The sequence below is a fragment of the Terrabacter sp. 2TAF16 genome, assembly GCF_052115065.1.
Classification (GTDB): Bacteria; Actinomycetota; Actinomycetes; order Actinomycetales; family Dermatophilaceae; genus Terrabacter.
On record NZ_JBFRFZ010000011.1, the window covers coordinates 1 to 17301 of the forward strand.

A 17301-nucleotide genomic window follows, 5' to 3' on the forward strand; every position below is an offset into this window, starting at 1 on the left:
CACCGCGCCACGCGCAGGGTCCTGCTCGAACACGACGACCAGCGCCCGAACGTCCATCCCGACCACCTTGTCCGCCATGGCGGAAGCATCCGCCGAGGCCAGTCACAGTGTCCGGACGAACCCGAGACAGAAGTGTCCACGTGCACACACGACAGAACACACAGAACGGGTGTGACGCGTGGGACATGGCGGCCACTCGAGTGGGACGGGGCGCTCACTCGAGTGGGACGGGGCACTCACTCGAGTGGGGCGGGCGACGGGGTCAGACGTTGCCGAGGACGGAGCGCGCGTCGATCGCGATCACCACGCGCTCGGGGTTGGGGCGAGGCTCGCGGTAGCGGGCGGCATACCGCTGCTCGGCGTCGGTGACCGAGGCCGGGTCGTCGAGGATGCGGGCGGTGCCCTGGAGCGAGAGCCAGTGGCGCCCGTCCACCTGGCACAGCACGGCGGCACACCCGGCGAGCGCGTTGCGGGCCTTGCGGCTGCCGCGGCTCGTGATGACGCGGGCGACCGACGTCTCGGGGTCCCACGTGAAGCCGACCGGCACGACGTGGGGCGAGCCGTCCGGCCGCAGGGTCGTCAGCGTCGCGAGGTGACGCACCGACATGAACTCGAGGGCCTCCGGGGAGAGGTCGCGGGGAAGGGTGGCCACGGGCGACAGACTACGAGAGGCCGGCATGTCACCGGCGCCTCCCGTTGATCCCGGGCCGCCTCGTCGGTAGCGTGGCCCCTTGTGCCTGCCCCCGTCCGTGCGTCGTGAAGACCTTCTGGCTGCTCGTCCGAGCCGGCTTCAGGAGGCACTCGACGTACCGGCTGGCGCTGCTGGCCGGGATGACGACGAACTCGGTCTTCGGCTTCATCCGCGCCTCGATCCTGCTCGCCGCGCTCGCGTCGGCCGGGACGGCCATCGGCGGCTACGACGCCCCGACGACGATCGCGTTCGTCTGGTGGGGTCAGGCGCTGCTCGGCACGGTCAACCTCTGGGGCTTCGCCGAGGTCAAGGACCGGGTCCGCACCGGTGACATCGCCGTCGACTTCCTGAGGCCGGTCGACCCGCAGATCGCTTATCTCGCAGGCGATCTCGGACGTGCGGGCATCAACCTCATCGGCCGCGGAGCGCCCGCGCTGCTGCTCGGTGCCGTCCTCTTCGACATGGCGTGGCCACCCTCCGCCGTCAGCTGGGTCGCGGGCGCCGTGTCCATCCTGCTCGCCGTGGTCGTGGCCTTCTCGGGCAACTTCGTCATCAACCTGCTCGCGTTCTGGCTCGTCGAGATCCGTGGCATCACGCTGCTGTGGATGATCACCGGTGGCCTGCTCTGCGGTCTCTACCTGCCCGTGCCGTGGTTCCCGGACTGGCTGCGCACCATCGCCAACTGGTCGCCCTTCCCGTCGATGCTGCAGAACCCCATCGACATCCTCGCCGGACGCGTCGTCGGGCCCGACATCGCGTCGGCGGTCGGGGTGCAGGTCTTCTGGGCCGTCGCGCTGCTCGCCCTCGGTCAGGTCGTGCTGCGCGCGGGCCGTCGACGGCTGGAGGTGCAGGGTGGCTGACCGGACGCTCTCCCAACGGCTGCGCCCCTACCGGGTGCTGCTCGCGTCCCGTGCCCGGGCGCAGATGCAGTACCGCGCCTCGTTCGTCACCGACATCCTCGGCACCGTCGGTGTGGGCCTCGCCGAGTTCGCTGAGGTGTGGGTGATCTTCCACAACGTCGACGTGCTCGGCGGCCTCGACTTCACGGCGGCCCTGCTCGTGTTCGCCCTGTCCAACCTGTCCTTCTCGCTCGCCGACATGTTCGTCGGTCACCTCGACCAGCTGCCGCGCTACATCCGGGCCGGCCAGGTCGATGCCTTCTACGTGCGTCCGCTGCCGCTGCTGGCCCAGCTCATGACGAGCGACCTGTCGCTCCGGAGGGTCGGCCGGCTGTCCGTCGCCCTCGTCGCCCTCGGCGTCGCCCTGACGACCGCCGACATCGCCTGGTCGCCGGCCACCGTGGCGCTCATCGTGCTCACCGTCGTCAGCGGCACCGCGATCTTCTCGGCCCTCTTCACGGCCGCTGGCGGCCTCCAGTTCTTCCTCGTCGACGGTGCCGAGTTCACCAACGCCTTCACCTACGGCGGGTCGTATGCCGCCCAGCAGAGCCAGCAGGTCTTCCCCGACCCGCTGCGGATCTTCTGGACGTTCGTCGTGCCGACAGCCTTCGTCGCCTACATCCCGGCCGTCGCGATCCTCGGCCTCGACGACCCGCTCGCGCCGACCTGGCTCGCGTGGCTCACCCCCGTCGCCGGGCTGCTGGCCTGGGGCATCGCCGCCACGTGCTGGCGCCTCGGCACTCGTCACTACCAAGGAGCAGGCGGATGAGCATCATCGAGACGCGCGACCTCGTGCGCGACTTCAAGAAGACGCGCGCCGTCGACCGGATGACCTTCTCGGTCGCGCCCGGCGAGGCGGTCGGCTACATCGGAGCCAACGGTGCCGGGAAGTCGACGACGATCAAGATGCTGACCGGCATCCTCAAGCCGACCTCCGGTCACGTGCGCACGTGCGGGCTCGACCCGATGCGACAGCGGGTCGAGGTCGCGCGCCGGGTCGGAGTCGTCTTCGGCCAGCGCTCGCAGCTGTGGTGGGACCTGCCGTTGCGCGACTCCTTCGCGATCCTCGGGGCGATCCACCGGATGGACGAGGCGGCGTCCCGGGCGCGCACCGACCTGCTCGTCGAGCAGCTCGAGATGGGACCGCAGCTGGGCACGGCGGTGCGCTCGCTGTCGCTCGGCCAGCGGATGCGTGCCGAGATCGCCGCCGCCCTGCTCCACTCGCCGGAGCTGCTCATCCTCGACGAGCCGACGATCGGCCTCGACGTGCTCTCGAAGCAGCGGTTGCGCGAGTTCCTCGTCGCCGAGCGCCGTGAGCAGGGCACGACCCTGCTGCTCACCACCCATGACATGGGCGACATCGAACGGCTCTGCGACCGGGTCCTCGTCGTCGACCGCGGCCGGCTCGCCTTCGACGGCACCCTGACCGGGCTCGCGGGCACCGTCGGCGCGCAGCGCATCCTCGTCATCGACCTCGCCCAGCCCACGCCGGACCTGCACGACGTGCCGGGAGCGACCCTCGTCGAGAGCGAGTCGGACGGCCTGCGGCAGCGGCTCTCGTTCGACGCCGAGGCCACGACGGTCGCGGCCGTGCTCGCCCACGTCTCCTCCCGGCACGAGGTGCGCGACCTGACGATCGAGGAGCCCGACATCGAGGACGTGGTGCGCCGCATCTACGCCGCCTCGGGCCGAGCCTGACACCCCACCCCCTCCGTCGAGTGCCCCGTGGCCACTCCCGGCCCAGGGCGTATGCCGTCCCACCCGTCGAGTGGCCCCGTGACCTCAGGTGCCACTTCAGTCGTGTGACGGGTGGGACCGGGTGGCCCCTCGAGTGAGGTCGTCGCCCGGCAGGGGTGCTGGAGCGGCGGGCGGGGTCAGAGGGTGCGGAGCATCCGGGTGTTGCCGAGGGTGTTGGGCTTGACGCGCTCGAGGTCGAGGAATTCGGCGACGCCCTCGTCGTAGGAGCGCAGCAGCTCGGCGTAGACGTCCATCGGGACGGCCTGGCCCTCGATGACGTCGAAGCCGTGCCGGACGAAGAAGTCGGTCTCGAAGGTCAGGCAGAAGAGTCGCTCGACCCCGATCTCGCGCGCGTCCTCGACGAGCGCCTCGAGCAGGCGCCCACCCAGACCGGTGCCGAGCTGATCGGGAGCCACCGCGAGAGTGCGGATCTCGGCGAGGTCCTCCCACATCACGTGAAGCGCGCCGCAGCCGACGACGCGGCCGTCGAGGTCGGCGACGCGGAACTCCTGGAGGCTCTCGAAGTAGGTGACCGCCTCCTTGCTGACGAGCACCCGACGCTCGGCCAGAGGCGCGACGAGGGCCCGGATGGCGCGGACGTCGGACGTTCGGGCCCGCCGGAGGACGGGCGTGCCGCCGCTCACGAGAGGTTCCCGTCGCGGAACTCGGCGAAGAGGGTGCGGGCCTGCCTGCCGAGAACGACGATCGACTGCTGGCCGGCCCACCCGAAGGCGCCCTGGGCGACGCCCCGGCCGACCTGGAGCGGGCTCAGCTGATGGAGACCGGCGGTGAAGGTGAGGATCTGCTCGGCCGAGAGGTTGCTCCGACCGACCGTGCTGAAGCTCGTCAGCGCCGACGGGATGGCGATCGGCCCGGCGAGCTTGGCCTTGATCGCGGCGGCGAGGATGACCTCTCCCTGGTGGCGCGACCTGCCGAAGTCCCCGTCCGGCAACGTCTTCCGCTCGCGGGCGTAGGCGAGGGCCTCGGCGCCGGACAGGGTCTGGGCCCCGGCCTTGATGACGAGGTTCTTGGCGTGCGAGGCCACGACGGTCTTGGGGATGACGATCGGGATGCCGCCCTCGTCGTCGACGATCTTCTTGAACCCGCTGAAGCCGATGACGACGTATCCCTCGACGGGGAGGCCGGTCACGGACCTCACGGTGCTCACCTGCGCCCGCGGGCCGCCGAACACCATGGCCGAGTTGATCTTGCCCTTGCCGCCGGTCGCCAGCGGGACCCACAGGTCGCGGGCCATGCCCATGACGCCGCCGCCACCCTTGCCGTCGATGCCGATGACCTGGAGCACGTCGGCGCGGGTGCGCTCGAGCGGCTGGCCCTTGCGGGCGTCCGAGCCGATCGCGAGCACCCAGCGCGGCCCGCCGCCGAGGCTCGGCTTCTCGACCCCGAGCGACGGCCACCAGCCGCCGACGACCTTCCACGTCGGTCCGACGGCGAGGGTCACGTCGTCGCCGGCGGTGACGACGGCGACGGGCGTGCCCATCCACGAGCCGACCTCGGCCTTGGCCGAGACCGGGCCGGGGGCCGCCTTGCGCGTCTTCAGGGCGGCCGCGGCGGAGGGGGAGGACGTACGCGTGAGGTCGCCCCCGGCATACACCGTCGAGACCAGCGCAGCCAAGGGCGCTGGCGCCCCGCTCACGCGGACCCCCGAGGAGGGGGCGGACCCGGACGCGCTGCCGTCGGCCGAGGCGGACGCTCCGGCCGGCGAGCCGGTCCCGCTCGGCGCACCCGTCGAGCAACCCGCGAGGGCCACCGCCGCGGCCGCCGAAACGGCCCCGGCGCGCGCCACCACGGACCGTCGCGTGCGGGCTGGACGACGGGTGTCGGCGGGCATCACAGGCCGCTGGCGGACGTCGGTGGGGCGGTGCGGGGAGGTCACCGCCCCACCGTAGACGACCGGTTCAGGCGACGCGGGAGGCCGTCCGCACGAGCGACCGGGACGCCAGCACCGACGCCAGGACGACCGCCCCAGCGACGGCCGAGGTCACGACGAAACGCACGACGAGGCCGCTGTCGAGGGCGCTCGTGAAGGGCAGCATCAGCACGAGCACGAAGCCGGCCGACAGCACGATCGTCATCGACAGCGGGAGCGCGACCTCGAGCGCGCGGGCCCGGTGGAGCGAGCGCTCGCTCGTGCCGGCGAGCGCCAGCGCGCGGTACTGCTCGCGCTGGTCGAGCACCCGGGCCGCCTGGACGACCCCCGTCGACGTGGCGCCGACGATGGTGATGATGACGAGGGTGACGAGCGCGCCCGTGCCGAGGTCGTCGGCGAGGTAGCGCTCGAGCGGAGTCGTCGGGTCGTCGACCTGCGCGAGGCTCGTGAAGCCCACGACGACGACGGCGAGGCCGAGGGCGCCGACCGCGCGCCACGTGCTCTTCGGGTCGTCGGCGATGCGCCGGGCCGCCAGCAGCGTCGCTGCGGTCGGGGCGAGACGCGCCGCGACCCGGCCGGCCACCATGACCACCCACGGCCCGACGGCGTTGACGGCGAGGATCATCGCGCCGAGCACGAGCACGATCGTCATCCGCTGCGGCTCCTTCATCGGGGTGATGACGAGCACCCACGCAGCTCCGGCGGCCAGGGCGACGAGCAGCCGCAGGACGCTCAGGCGCTTCGGGCTCGTGCGGGCAGCCACGCCGAGCGGGCTGATCGCCACCCGGGCGAGGCTCGACGCGCCGGACACGACCGCCACGACGACGACGGCCGCGACGACGGCCAGCGTCTGCCACAGCGGCAGCACCAGCTCGCGCAGCTCGAAGGGGCGGCCCTGGAAGCTCAGCCGGGCCACGAGGGGGAGGACGGCGAGGTAGAGCACGACGCCTGTCAGCGCACCGACGACGGCCTGGGCGGCCGCCTCTGCCAGCGTCATGAGCGTGACCTGTCCCGACGTCGCACCGGCGAGACGGAGCGCGGCCAGACGCTGGTCGCGGCGGGCGATCGCGAGACGCGCCGCGACACCGCCGAGGGTGAGGGTCGGGATGACCATGCACGTCGTCGCGATCCAGGCGAGGGTCACGTAGAGGTTGCCGAGCGCCGCCTCGTCGCTGAGGTGGCCCTTGAGGCCGCCCGGCGGCAGGGGGTTGCGCGCCTCGAACGCGTGGAGCCCGGCGACGCAGACGAGCAGGGCCGCCGTCGCGACGGCGAACGAGACCACCGCGAGGATGCCGGGCACCCGGTTGTCGGCCGCGCCCGCACGCCGCAGGCGCCACCACAGCTCGGTCGCGGCCCTCACCTGGCCACCGCCGTCGCAGTCTGGACCGGGCCGGCCGCGACGTGGGCGCCTGCGTCTGCACCAGCGATCCGACCGTCGCGGACCCGGACGACGCCGTGGCACCAGCGGGCGACGTTCTCGTCGTGGGTCACGACGACGAGCGAGGCTCCGGTGTGCGCCGCGAGCTGCGTCAGGTGGTGCATCACCTCGGCGCTGGTCGTCTGGTCGAGCGCACCGGTCGGCTCGTCGGCGAAGACGACCCCGGGGCGGGCCACGAGGGCGCGGGCGATGGCGACCCGCTGCGCCTGGCCGCCCGAGAGCTCGCCCGGACGGCGCTTCTCCAGCCCCGAGAGGCCGAGCGGGTGGAAGAGCGTCGCGGCCCGCGCCGTCGCCTCCGACCGCCTGACCCCGCCGAGCATGAGCGGCAGGGCCACGTTCTCGATCGCCGGCAGCTCGGGCAGCAGCATGCCCTGCTGGAAGACGAATCCGAAGTCCTCGCGGCGCAGCACGGTGCGCTCGCGGTCCGACATCCGTGCGATGTCCCGGCCGCGCCACAGCACCTGGCCGCCGGTCGGTCGCAGGATCCCGGCGAGCACGTGCAGCAGCGTCGTCTTGCCCGAGCCGGACGGCCCCATGACGGCGAGGCTCTCGCCGGCGCGGATCGTCAGGTCGACGCCGCCGAGCGCGGGCGGCCCGGCGGAGGCCCCGGAGCGGCCGTAGGTCATGACGAGGTCTCGGGCGACGAGGTCGCGGGCCGGGTCGGGCGACACCGCCCGTGCCGGACGTGAGGGGGCCTGGGCGCCGGTGAGGCCGACGGTGGGGCTGACAGGCGGGGCGACGGTGGAGGCGGGGGAGGCTGGGAAGGCTGGGAAGGCTGGGCGCTCGGGCGCACCGGACGGCGTACGGGCTGGGTCGTAGTAGCTCATGGACCCAGCCTCGCCGCGGTGGGCCGGGTCCCACATCGGGCCGTGGTCGCCTCCCGGGCGGGACGGCATACGACCCCGGTATGACGACCGGGACGCGGGCGTACGACGAAGGGGCCGGGGACGTGGTGTCCCCGGCCCCTTCGGCCGTGCTGGCGGATCGCTGCGGTCAGCGCTCCGTGCCGGTCAGCCCCGCGTCGGGGTAGACCTGGTCGTCGGGCACGGGCGGGCCGGCCGTGATGTTGACCCCGAGCGCCTCGTCGAGGGCGGCGCCCTCGGGAAGCTCCGGGAGGTCGTCGGCCGGCCGGTGCGCGGCGTCCGGGTGGGCCATGTCGGAGAAGGTGAACGTCTCCGCCTTGCCCTCGCCCTCGGTGTCGACCTTGACGTACTGGCCGGACGCGAAGTCCCCGAACAGGATCCGCTCCGACAGGGCGTCCTCGATCTCGCGCTGGATGGTGCGGCGCAGCGGACGCGCACCGAGCACGGGGTCGTAGCCCTTCTTGGCGAGCAGGTCCTTGGCGGACTGCGTGAGCTCCATGCCCATGTCCTTGTCCTTGAGCCGCTTGTCGAGCTTGGCGATCTCGAGGTCGACGATCTGGATGATCTCGTCGCGGCTCAGGTGCGGGAAGACGATGGTGTCGTCGACACGGTTGAGGAACTCGGGCCGGAAGTGCTGCTTGAGCTCGTCGGTGACCTTCGCCTTCATCCGCTCGTAGTCCGAGCGGCTGTCGGGTCCGGCCGAGAAGCCCATGTTGGCCTTGGAGATGTCCCGCGTGCCGAGGTTGGTCGTCATGATGATGACGGTGTTCTTGAAGTCGACCATCCGACCCTGCGAGTCGGTGAGGCGGCCGTCCTCGAGCACCTGCAGCAGCGAGTTGAAGATCTCCGGGTGGGCCTTCTCGACCTCGTCGAAGAGCACGACGGAGAACGGCTTGCGGCGCACCTTCTCGGTGAGCTGGCCGCCCTCCTCGTAGCCGACGTAGCCAGGAGGCGAGCCGAAGAGGCGGCTCACCGTGTGCTTCTCGGAGTACTCGGACATGTCGAGCTGGATCAGCGCGTCCTCGCTGCCGAAGAGGAACTCGGCGAGCGTCTTGGCGAGCTCGGTCTTACCGACACCGGTGGGGCCGGCGAAGATGAACGAGCCACCCGGACGACGCGGGTCCTTGAGGCCTGCACGGGTGCGGCGGATCGCCTGGGACAGCGCCTTGACGGCGTCGTCCATGCCGACGATGCGCTTGTGCAGCTCGTCCTCCATGTGGAGCAGTCGGCTCGACTCCTCCTCGGTCAGCTTGAAGACCGGGATGCCGGTGCTGGCCGCCAGGACCTCGGCGATGAGCTCCTCGTCGACCTCGGCCACGACGTCCATGTCGCCCGACTTCCACTGGGCCTCACGGGCGGCCTTCTCCTGGCGCAGGCGCTTCTCGTCGTCGCGGACGCGGGCCGCGCGCTCGAAGTCCTGCCCGTCGATGGCCGACTCCTTCTCGCGCACGAGCGCGGCGATCTTCTCGTCGAACTCGCGCAGGTCCGGCGGAGCCGTCATCCGACGGATGCGCAGTCGCGCGCCCGCCTCGTCGATGAGGTCGATGGCCTTGTCGGGTAGGAAGCGGTCGTTGACGTAGCGGTCGGCCATGTTGGCGGCCGCGACGAGCGCCCCGTCGGTGATCGTCACGCGGTGGTGGGCCTCGTAGCGGTCACGCAGACCCTTGAGGATCTCGATCGCGTGCGGCAGCGTCGGCTCCTGCACCTGGATCGGCTGGAAGCGCCGCTCGAGGGCCGAGTCCTTCTCGATGTGCTTGCGGTACTCGTCGAGCGTCGTCGCACCGATCGTCTGCAGCTCACCACGGGCGAGCATCGGCTTGAGGATCGACGCGGCGTCGATGGCGCCCTCGGCGGCACCTGCACCGACGAGCGTGTGGATCTCGTCGATGAAGATGATGATGTCGCCGCGGGTGCGGATCTCCTTGAGGACCTTCTTCAGCCGCTCCTCGAAGTCACCGCGGTAGCGGCTGCCGGCCACGAGCGAGCCGAGGTCGAGGGTGTAGAGCTGCTTGTCCTTGAGCGTCTCGGGCACCTCGCCCTTGACGATGTCCTGGGCGAGGCCCTCGACGACGGCGGTCTTGCCGACGCCGGGCTCGCCGATGAGGACGGGGTTGTTCTTGGTGCGGCGGGACAGCACCTGCATGACCCGCTCGATCTCTTTCTCACGTCCGATGACCGGGTCGAGCTTGCCCTCGCGGGCAGCCTGCGTGAGGTTGCGACCGAACTGGTCGAGCACGAGGGAGCCCGCGGGCGTCCCCTCGGCCTGGCTCTGGCCGACGCCGGCGCCGGCCTTCTCGCCGCCCTGGCCACCCTGGTAGCCGGAGAGCAGCTGGATGACCTGCTGGCGGACCTTGTTGAGCTCCGCGCCGAGCTTGACGAGGACCTGGGCGGCGACGCCCTCGCCCTCGCGGATCAGGCCGAGCAGGATGTGCTCGGTGCCGATGTAGCTGTGGCCGAGCTGGAGCGCCTCGCGGAGCGAGTACTCGAGGACCTTCTTCGCGCGGGGCGTGAAGGGAATGTGACCGGTGGGGGCCTGCTGCCCCTGGCCGATGATCTCCTGGACCTGGGCCCGGACCGCTTCGAGCGAGATGTCGAGCGATTCGAGGGCCTTCGCGGCGACGCCTTCGCCTTCGTGGATCAGACCCAGGAGGATGTGCTCGGTCCCGATGTAGTTGTGGTTGAGCAGGCGAGCTTCCTCCTGCGCGAGGACAACCACCCTTCGGGCCCTGTCGGTGAACCGTTCGAACATGTTCTTCTCCTGACTGATCGAGAGACATCTCGATGCTATCTGTGCCCGCTGTGGACGAGCACACCCCGACCAACGCCGGTGGTGTCCCTCCTGTTCCCCATCCTGAGCGTGATCGGCTCAGGTTCAGCCGCTGTTCGCCGTGAGCGGACAGATGCCGAGAGGCGTGTCGTGATCCTTGCGTATGCCGTGTCGTACCCGCCCAGTGTCCGCCCGCACTGTTGCCGGCGCGCTTCACACCCGTGGAGAGCGGTCGCGGACGCATCCATCCGGGCCGCCTTCCGGCACAGAACCGCGCCATGGCGCGGTTTCGGGTTCGGCCAGCCGCGTCATCGGGCGCGGAACCGCGCCATGGCGCGCTCGTCGGCGCCCTCATGCCGGCAGGGCGAGGTCGCCCGACCTGCTCGGGAAGTGTCGGCGCCACTCGTGCCTGAGCCGGGGCACCGGCATACCGGCTCGGCGCATGGCCCGCGTGATCCTCGCGAGGGTGTTCGCCGGTGTCGAGTAGATGTCCCGGGACACGACCACGAGCCGCCGGATCTGCTCGTCGTCCAGCGCCTCGTCGCGGCCGATGTCGCTGAGCCACTGCTCGTCCGACTCGGCGTGCTGCCTGCCGTCGTACTCGATGATCAGTCGGAAGGGGAGGTAGGAGAGGTCGTATCGCCGCAACAAGGTCCCGTCGTCGTCGTGCACCCGGTGGTCCACCTCGGGCTCGGGAAGTCCGGCGAGGACGATGAGCAGCCGCAGGCGCGTCTCCATGGGTGAGTCGACGCCGGCTCTCACGAGCCTTGCCGCTCGCCGGGCCAGCCTCGAGTGGGGGCCGCGGTGCTTCTCAGCCAGGGCAACCAGCTCGTCAGGTGTGAAGCGCTTCTTGCGGACCAACGAGTCCCCGAGCACGACGAGATCGACGAGACCGAGCACCTGACTCATGTCGAGAAAGGTCTGCGCCGGGCCGGTGACGGGCAGCCCCATCCAACGGACCACGTGCTGTCGCGCCTTGGCACGGTGAGCCGCGATGCCGAGACACTGGGCACGCATCCTCGGATACGTCACGTGGACGTCAGGGTTGTCGGGAACGACGCCGCCCCAGAGCCGGGCCGCGGTGTGATGGGAGAGGTAGCTGCTCGGCTCGGCCAACAGCAGGGCTCCCTCGGCGAGCAGCCGAAGGGTCACGCGGGTCTCGGCAGTGACGTAGACCCCACGGAAAAGTGCGCGATGCGTTCGCCGGAAGCGCCATGCGCTCAGCGTGTCGTCTCCGTCACTCGTGCGCAGAAACGGCTGGTCGGTGCCGGGGCTGTCGGCGGGCTTCATGACGTCACTGTGCGACACCGGACTCGCGCTCGTTGTAGGTCATCCACAGCCGCCGAAACCTCTGAGCGCCAAGGCCACCGGGGCGGACTTGTGGTGGCCGAGTGTGGTCGCGTGGGCCGCTTTCGCCCGCCAGGGCGGAGTTGTCGTGGTCCCGGGGTCTCGGGTGCGTCGTTCGGGTCCGCCCCGGTGGAGTTGATGTGGTCGGGGAGGACCTCCGGGCGTATGCCGGTTGGCCGGCGTCAGGGGTTGGGGTCGGGGTGGGGGTGACCGTGGGCGAAACGGTCGTCGAAGTCGCGGACCTCGGCCTCGAGCTCGGGGGCCGGCCCGTCGACGACCGCGCCCGGCACGACGTCGTGGATCGACAGCGCCGCGACCGGGGACGGGGCCGAGCCCCACGCCGACCGCCACGCGGTCAGCTGGGCCGAGCTCACGGCATACGCGATCCGGCCGAGGCCGACCCACGCGTGCGCTGCTGAGCACATGGGGCAGTGCTCGCCCGAGGTGTAGACGGTCGCGGCCGCCCGCTCGGCGGCGGTCAGTTGGGCACCCGCCCAGCGGGCGATGGCGAACTCGGGGTGCTGGGTGGCCTCGAGCGCGAGGACGTGGTTGTGGTCCTCGAAGAGCACCTCGCCGTCGCCCGACACGAGGACGGAGCCGAACGGCTCGTCCCCGCGCTCCAGGGCCAGGCGCGCGAGCGAGACCGCCCGGCGCAGGTGCTCGAGGTCGGTGGCGTCGAGGCTCATGCGACCCTCCCGGTGACGAGCGCGAACGTGACGAAGGCGCCGCCGTCGGCCTCGAGCATCCCCTGCACCGGCGAGCTGGCCTGTCCCTTGAGCTCCATGACGGCACGTTCCCACAGCAACCAGTTCGCGCACGCGTCCGGCTGGTTGCGGGCCGTGACGGTCGTGAAGGCGCGGCTGAACTCCCACTGGCTGCGCAGCCAGTCCGCCGTGTGCCAGGCCGCGGACTCGGCGCCGACGACGCGGTCGATGTGCTCGGGGATCTCGCCGAGCTCGCGCACCTCGGTCGTCAGGGCCGGCGTCGCGACCCCGAGCTGGCCGCCCGGCTTGAGGAAGGTGGCGAGGTAGGGCGGGTAGTGGTCGCCGGTGCCGAAGTACTCCCACGCGTCGATGCTGAGGATGGCGTCGAACGAGCCCCGGCCGAAGGGGAGCGCGTGCGCGTCGACCCGCATCGCGAGGACGCGATCGTCGACGTTCTCCTTGCGGAAGACCGCGGCAGCCTCGGTGGGGTCGACCCACAGGTCGGCGGCCACGACGCTGACGCCGTACTCCCGCGCGAGGAAGACCGACGTCGCGCCCAGCCCCGAGCCGAGGTCGAGGACGCGCATGCCGGGCCGGAGGTCGAGGTCGGCGGCGAGGTCCTCGAGCAGCCACAGCGGGTGGGGGCCCATGTCGAGGTCGACGAGCCACTTCGCGTCGTAGCCGTTCGACTTCGGGTAGGCGTCGCGGGTCAGGTGGTCGAGGGCTGGCATGACCCGATCCTCCGGGACAGACCCCGACTGCGTCGACCCGGTTCCATGCGGCGAGAAGCGGCCTCTCGACCGTGACCGGGCGGCGACACGTGGCCCGTCGACGGTCGGCGCGGCGCCTTGTCGCGTCAGGGCGCGGCCACGAGCCGCTCCGGGGTCAGGTCGGCGAGCGACGTGCACCCCGTGAGCGCCAGCTGGAGGTCGAGCTCGGCGCGCAGGTTACGCAGCACCTCCGAGACCCCGTCGGCGCCGGCGAGGGCCAGACCGTAGACGTGTGGTCGCCCGATGCCGACGGCCGACGCGCCCAGGGCCAGTGCGACGAACGCGTCTGCGCCGCAACGGATCCCGCTGTCGAAGATCACCGGGGCGTCGGACCCGGCACCGCTCACGGCCTCGACGACTCCGGGCAGGGCGTCGAGCGCGGCGACGGACCGGTCGACCTGCCGGCCGCCGTGGTTGGAGACGTAGACACCGTCGACCCCGGCGTCCACGGCGCGTCGGGCGTCGTCGGGGTGCAGGATCCCCTTGAGCACGATCGGCAGGCTGGTCATGGTCCGCAGCCGCGGTAGGTCGTCCCACGTCAGCGAGGGTCGGCTGAAGACGTCGAGGAACGTCTCGACCGCGGCGCGCGGCTCGGGCGCCGTGAGGTTGTGCCGGGTGTCGCCCGGGTGGTTGCGGCTCATCGACACGAGCGTCGCGACCGCGGCCGGCGTTGGCCGCGGCCGGACCGCCGGCCCGGCCGCCGCCACCCGCTCGCGGACGAGCCGCTGGAAGACGGGGTCCGACGTGTACTGGGCGATGCCCTCGCCGCGGGCGAACGGCAGGTGCCCGAGGTCGAGGTCGCGTGGACGCCAGCCGAGGTATGCCGTGTCGAGGGTGACGACGAGGGCGTCGCTGCCGCACGCCTCGGCGCGCGAGACGAGGCTCTCGACGAGGTCGTCGTCGCTGCTCCAGTAGAGCTGGTACCAGTGACCGGACCCGGCGAGGGTGCGCGCGACGTCCTCCATCGGCACCGAGGCCTGGGTGCTGAGGATCTGGGTGACGCGCTGCTCGCGGGCGCCGCGGGCGACGGCGAGGTCGGCCTCGTCGTCGGCCATCGACAGGACCCCGACCGGGGCGACGAGGAAGGGGCTCTCGTGCCGACGGCCGAAGAGCTCGACGGACGTGTCGCGCTCGGTCGTGTCGACGAGCATCCGGGGCACGACGCGCCACCTCGAGAAGGCTGAGACGTTCGCGTCGGCGCTCGCCTCGGAGCCGGCCGAGCCTGCGACGTAGGCGAACCCGCGCTTCGACATGACCTTGCGGGCCGCCACCTCGAGCTGCGTGCCGTCGGTCGGGACCGCCGGGCGGCGGCCGAAGGCACCGGCCCGGTAGATCGCCGACTGGACGGTCCGTCCGACGCCCTCCTGTGGCATACGAGCTCCTCTGGTCGCACGGGCCCGGGCCGCGACGGTGCGGTCCGGGTGCTGCGCCCATCCTGCTACGTGGTCGACCCGGGGGTCACCACGAGATCGAGATGTTCTCGCGCCACCAGCGCTCGATCTCCGTGATGGTCTCGGTGGTCTCGGTGGGCTCGGCCGGCTCGGCCGGCTCGGCAGCGCCGCGGCTCCACAGCCGCAGGTAGAGGTCGACGGGGTCGCCGGTCAGGACGTGGTCGGCGTCGGCCCCACCCGAACCACCGGACCCCGACCGGACCCGGCTGGTCCGGATCGGCCGGCCGGTGTCGAGGTCGACGAGCCAAGCGACGTCGGCGCCGTCGGGGCGCACGAGCAGCCGGGTCGGGGCGCCGGGTGAGGCTCCCTCCTTGCGGCGGGTGACGAAGCCGACGAGCAGCTCGTCGATGCCGTCGAGCGCGACGGCGGGCCGGATCCACGTCTCGTGGGCGCGCGCGGGCCGTCCGAGCCGGGCCCCGAGCGCGTCGACGGCGTGGACCGTCGTCTCGTGGCACTGCCGGCGCGTCCAGAAGAGCCGCGGGGCAGGCGCGTCCTTGAGGAACACGACCGCGTCGAGGGCGTCCGGCGCGTCGACGATCGCCTGCAGCAGCGCCGTCGCCCCGTCGTCGAACCAGCCGAGCACGTCGGCGGACCGGCGCCCCTCGCGCTCGAGCGGCTCCGGCTCGACGGGCTCGCCGCGCAGGTGGCTCGCGGCCCAGCGGTGGACCATGCCCTGGTGGGTGACGAGGTCGAGCACCGTCCAGTCGGGGCACGTGGGGACGGGTGCATCGAGGCCAGCCGCCATCGCGTTGGCGCGCAGCACGGTCGCGGCACCCCCGAGGGCCTCGCCGAGGTCGTCGAGGGTCAGGCCGAGCGGTCCGGGCGCGGCGAGGGCGGCGTCGTCGATCGTGGACATCAGAGCCCCTGCACGTCCCGGGCCAGCAGCGCGAGCGCCGTCGACCCCTTGTCGGTGGCGACCTTCGCGTCGCCGGACGAGTAGGTGAGGCGTACGAGCACGTTGCCCACCTGCACGACGCCGACGTAGTCGTGGCGCGTCTCGTCCGGGGACGTCCGCGTCACGTCGACCCGGCCGAGCGGCATACCCTCCGCCACGTCGCGGCGCTGGTTGGCGACGGTCGTCGTGACGCCCTTGGCCGGCCGGGGGGCCCGGCACGCCTGCGCCGCGACGAGCAGCGGCTCGGCCGCGTTCGCGGCCGACGCGAGGTCGGGGTAGGTGATCGCGGCGACGTCGGCGCGGACGCCTCCCGGCCCCTCCCAGGAGCGGGCGTATGCCGTCGGGCCGACGTCCCGGGCCACGGTGGGCCCGTTCGGGCACGACGTGAGGACGGCCTCCGTCACCGACTCGTCGTCCGTGCGGGTGAGCCCCCTGAGGTCGTGGCCACGGAGGTAGGAGGCGACGACGGCGGTGGCGTGCACGCGGGGTGGCACGACGCTCGAGGGCGGCGTGAGCGGCGCGTCGTCAGCGGCTGGGCTCGTCGGGGCGCCGGTGGCGCCTGCCGTTCCGGTCGTGCCTGCCGGGCGGGTGGCGGAAGACGGCGTCGCGACCGGCTGGCCGCACGCGGCGAGCACGAGAGGCAGCGCTGCGGCCGCGAGGGCGGCGGGCACGGGTCGTCGGGTGGCGCTCGGGCGAGCCATGGCAGCGAGTCTGCCGCATGGCCCCGAGGAGGACCCCGAGAGACCGGGCGGGCGGCGTGCGTGCCGCAGGAGCGGAGGGGACCGGCGGGCGCCGGCTGCCGGCGGCGGTAGATTTGCCCGGCGGGACGGTCACCACCGTCCGCCGCCGTGACCCGAGCGACATCCCGAGCACCACCCGGAGGCCCCCGTGGACGCCAGCGACCTGCTGCGCAACTCGCTCCTGCAGCTGTCCAAGCAGGAGAAGATCCGAGACGTCATCGAGAAGGCGCCCGTGTCGCGCTCGGTCGTCAAGCGCTTCGTGCCCGGTGCCGAGCGTGCCGACGTCGTCGGGGCCGCCTCCGAGATCGCGGCGTCCGGCCGCCTCTCGACGATCGACTACCTCGGCGAGGACACGACCGACCTCGCCCAGGCCCGGCACACGCGCGACGCCTACCTCTCGCTGCTGACGGCGCTGCGCGACCAGGGCCTCACCGAGGGCGGCTCCGTCGAGGTCTCGCTCAAGCTGAGCGCGCTCGGGCAGGCGCTGCCGGGCGACGGCAACGCCATCGCCCTGGACCACGCCCGTGAGATCTGCGAGCTGGCCAAGCAGGGCGGCACGACCGTGACCCTCGACATGGAGGACCACACGACCACCGACCTGACCCTCGACGCCCTGCGCGAGCTGCGGGCCGACTTCCCGACGGTGGGCGCCGTCGTGCAGGCCTACCTCTACCGCACCGAGGCCGACTGCCGGGACCTCGCCCACGCCGGGTCCCGTGTCCGGCTCTGCAAGGGCGCCTACAAGGAGCCCGAGTCGGTCGCCTTCCAGTCCGGAGCCGACGTCGACAAGTCCTACGTCCGGTGCCTCAAGATCCTCATGCAGGGCGAGGGCTACCCGATGGTGGCCTCGCACGACCCGAGGCTCATCGAGATCGCCGGCGCGCTCGCGGGCCAGGCCGGTCGCGACCCGAGGTCGTTCGAGTACCAGATGCTCTACGGCATCCGCCCCGAGGAGCAGAAGCGGATCTCCGACCGCGGCGACCAGATGCGCGTCTACATCCCGTACGGCCAGGAGTGGTACGGCTACCTCATGCGCCGGATGGCCGAGAAGCCCGCCAACGTCATGTTCTTCCTGCGCGGCGTCGCGACCAAGAGCTGAGCGGAGAGC

At 72.1% G+C, this 17301-nt stretch carries 16 protein-coding genes; 4 read left to right on the plus strand and 12 right to left on the minus strand.

Translation table 11 applies throughout. From position 1 onward, the window contains the following. Positions 1-262: 262 nt before the first annotated feature. Complete coding sequence (locus AB4Z14_RS16560) at positions 263-652, minus strand: pyridoxamine 5'-phosphate oxidase family protein (RefSeq protein ID WP_442276157.1); 390 nt, start codon at positions 650-652, stop codon at positions 263-265. Between the two features lie 104 nt (positions 653-756). Here AB4Z14_RS16560 and AB4Z14_RS16565 point away from each other — a divergent pair, with 104 nt between their 5' ends. Genes AB4Z14_RS16565 through AB4Z14_RS16575 form a run of 3 tightly spaced genes read left to right on the plus strand, consistent with a single transcriptional unit; the run spans position 757 to position 3288 of the window. Then, entirely contained in the window at positions 757-1551 is a 795-nt protein-coding gene (locus AB4Z14_RS16565; RefSeq protein WP_442276158.1) for an ABC transporter permease, read from the plus strand. Next, complete coding sequence (locus AB4Z14_RS16570; protein WP_442276159.1) at positions 1544-2359, plus strand: ABC transporter permease; 816 nt, start codon at positions 1544-1546, stop codon at positions 2357-2359. The genes AB4Z14_RS16565 and AB4Z14_RS16570 overlap by 8 nt, the downstream gene beginning before the upstream one ends. Further along, positions 2356-3288 (plus strand): ABC transporter ATP-binding protein, encoded by a 933-nt coding sequence (locus AB4Z14_RS16575; RefSeq protein ID WP_442276160.1) that lies wholly within the window; start codon positions 2356-2358, stop codon positions 3286-3288. Before AB4Z14_RS16570 ends, AB4Z14_RS16575 begins: the two co-directional genes overlap by 4 nt. 176 nt (positions 3289-3464) lie before the next feature. On the opposite strand, the gene AB4Z14_RS16580 is transcribed toward AB4Z14_RS16575, so the two are convergent. From AB4Z14_RS16580 to AB4Z14_RS16630, 11 genes are all read right to left on the minus strand, one after another. Next, positions 3465-3971 carry an amino-acid N-acetyltransferase gene (locus AB4Z14_RS16580; RefSeq protein WP_442276161.1) on the minus strand — a complete coding sequence of 169 codons (507 nt, stop codon included), beginning with the start codon at positions 3969-3971 and terminating at the stop codon, positions 3465-3467. Beyond that, entirely contained in the window at positions 3968-4984 is a 1017-nt protein-coding gene (locus tag AB4Z14_RS16585) for an LCP family protein (protein WP_442276162.1), read from the minus strand. Before AB4Z14_RS16585 ends, AB4Z14_RS16580 begins: the two co-directional genes overlap by 4 nt. 262 nt (positions 4985-5246) lie before the next feature. Then, positions 5247-6578, minus strand: coding sequence for an FtsX-like permease family protein (locus AB4Z14_RS16590; protein WP_442276163.1), 1332 nt, complete (start codon positions 6576-6578; stop codon positions 5247-5249). Further along, positions 6575-7483, minus strand: coding sequence for an ABC transporter ATP-binding protein (locus AB4Z14_RS16595; RefSeq protein WP_442276164.1), 909 nt, complete (start codon positions 7481-7483; stop codon positions 6575-6577). Before AB4Z14_RS16595 ends, AB4Z14_RS16590 begins: the two co-directional genes overlap by 4 nt. Before the next feature lie 166 nt (positions 7484-7649). After that, positions 7650-10268 (minus strand): ATP-dependent Clp protease ATP-binding subunit, encoded by a 2619-nt coding sequence (locus tag AB4Z14_RS16600; protein ID WP_056773529.1) that lies wholly within the window; start codon positions 10266-10268, stop codon positions 7650-7652. Positions 10269-10637: 369 nt separating this feature from the next. Next, positions 10638-11576, minus strand: coding sequence for a hypothetical protein (locus tag AB4Z14_RS16605; RefSeq protein ID WP_442276165.1), 939 nt, complete (start codon positions 11574-11576; stop codon positions 10638-10640). Positions 11577-11815: 239 nt separating this feature from the next. Continuing rightward, entirely contained in the window at positions 11816-12319 is a 504-nt protein-coding gene (locus AB4Z14_RS16610; RefSeq protein WP_442276166.1) for a nucleoside deaminase, read from the minus strand. Continuing rightward, the gene (locus AB4Z14_RS16615) at positions 12316-13068 is read right to left on the minus strand and encodes an SAM-dependent methyltransferase (RefSeq protein ID WP_442276167.1); all 753 of its coding nucleotides are present in this window, start codon (positions 13066-13068) and stop codon (positions 12316-12318) included. The genes AB4Z14_RS16610 and AB4Z14_RS16615 overlap by 4 nt, the downstream gene beginning before the upstream one ends. Before the next feature lie 125 nt (positions 13069-13193). Further along, complete coding sequence (locus tag AB4Z14_RS16620) at positions 13194-14480, minus strand: lactate 2-monooxygenase (protein ID WP_442276168.1); 1287 nt, start codon at positions 14478-14480, stop codon at positions 13194-13196. Between the two features lie 85 nt (positions 14481-14565). Next, entirely contained in the window at positions 14566-15414 is an 849-nt protein-coding gene (locus tag AB4Z14_RS16625) for a maleylpyruvate isomerase N-terminal domain-containing protein (RefSeq protein ID WP_442276169.1), read from the minus strand. After that, on the minus strand, positions 15414-16154 hold the full coding sequence (locus AB4Z14_RS16630; RefSeq protein WP_442276170.1) for a hypothetical protein: 741 nt from the start codon (positions 16152-16154) through the stop codon (positions 15414-15416). Before AB4Z14_RS16630 ends, AB4Z14_RS16625 begins: the two co-directional genes overlap by 1 nt. Positions 16155-16341: 187 nt before the next feature. On the opposite strand from AB4Z14_RS16630, the gene AB4Z14_RS16635 reads away from it, so the two are divergent. Then, the gene (locus tag AB4Z14_RS16635; protein WP_156415479.1) at positions 16342-17292 is read left to right on the plus strand and encodes a proline dehydrogenase family protein; all 951 of its coding nucleotides are present in this window, start codon (positions 16342-16344) and stop codon (positions 17290-17292) included. Positions 17293-17301 lie beyond the last annotated feature (9 nt).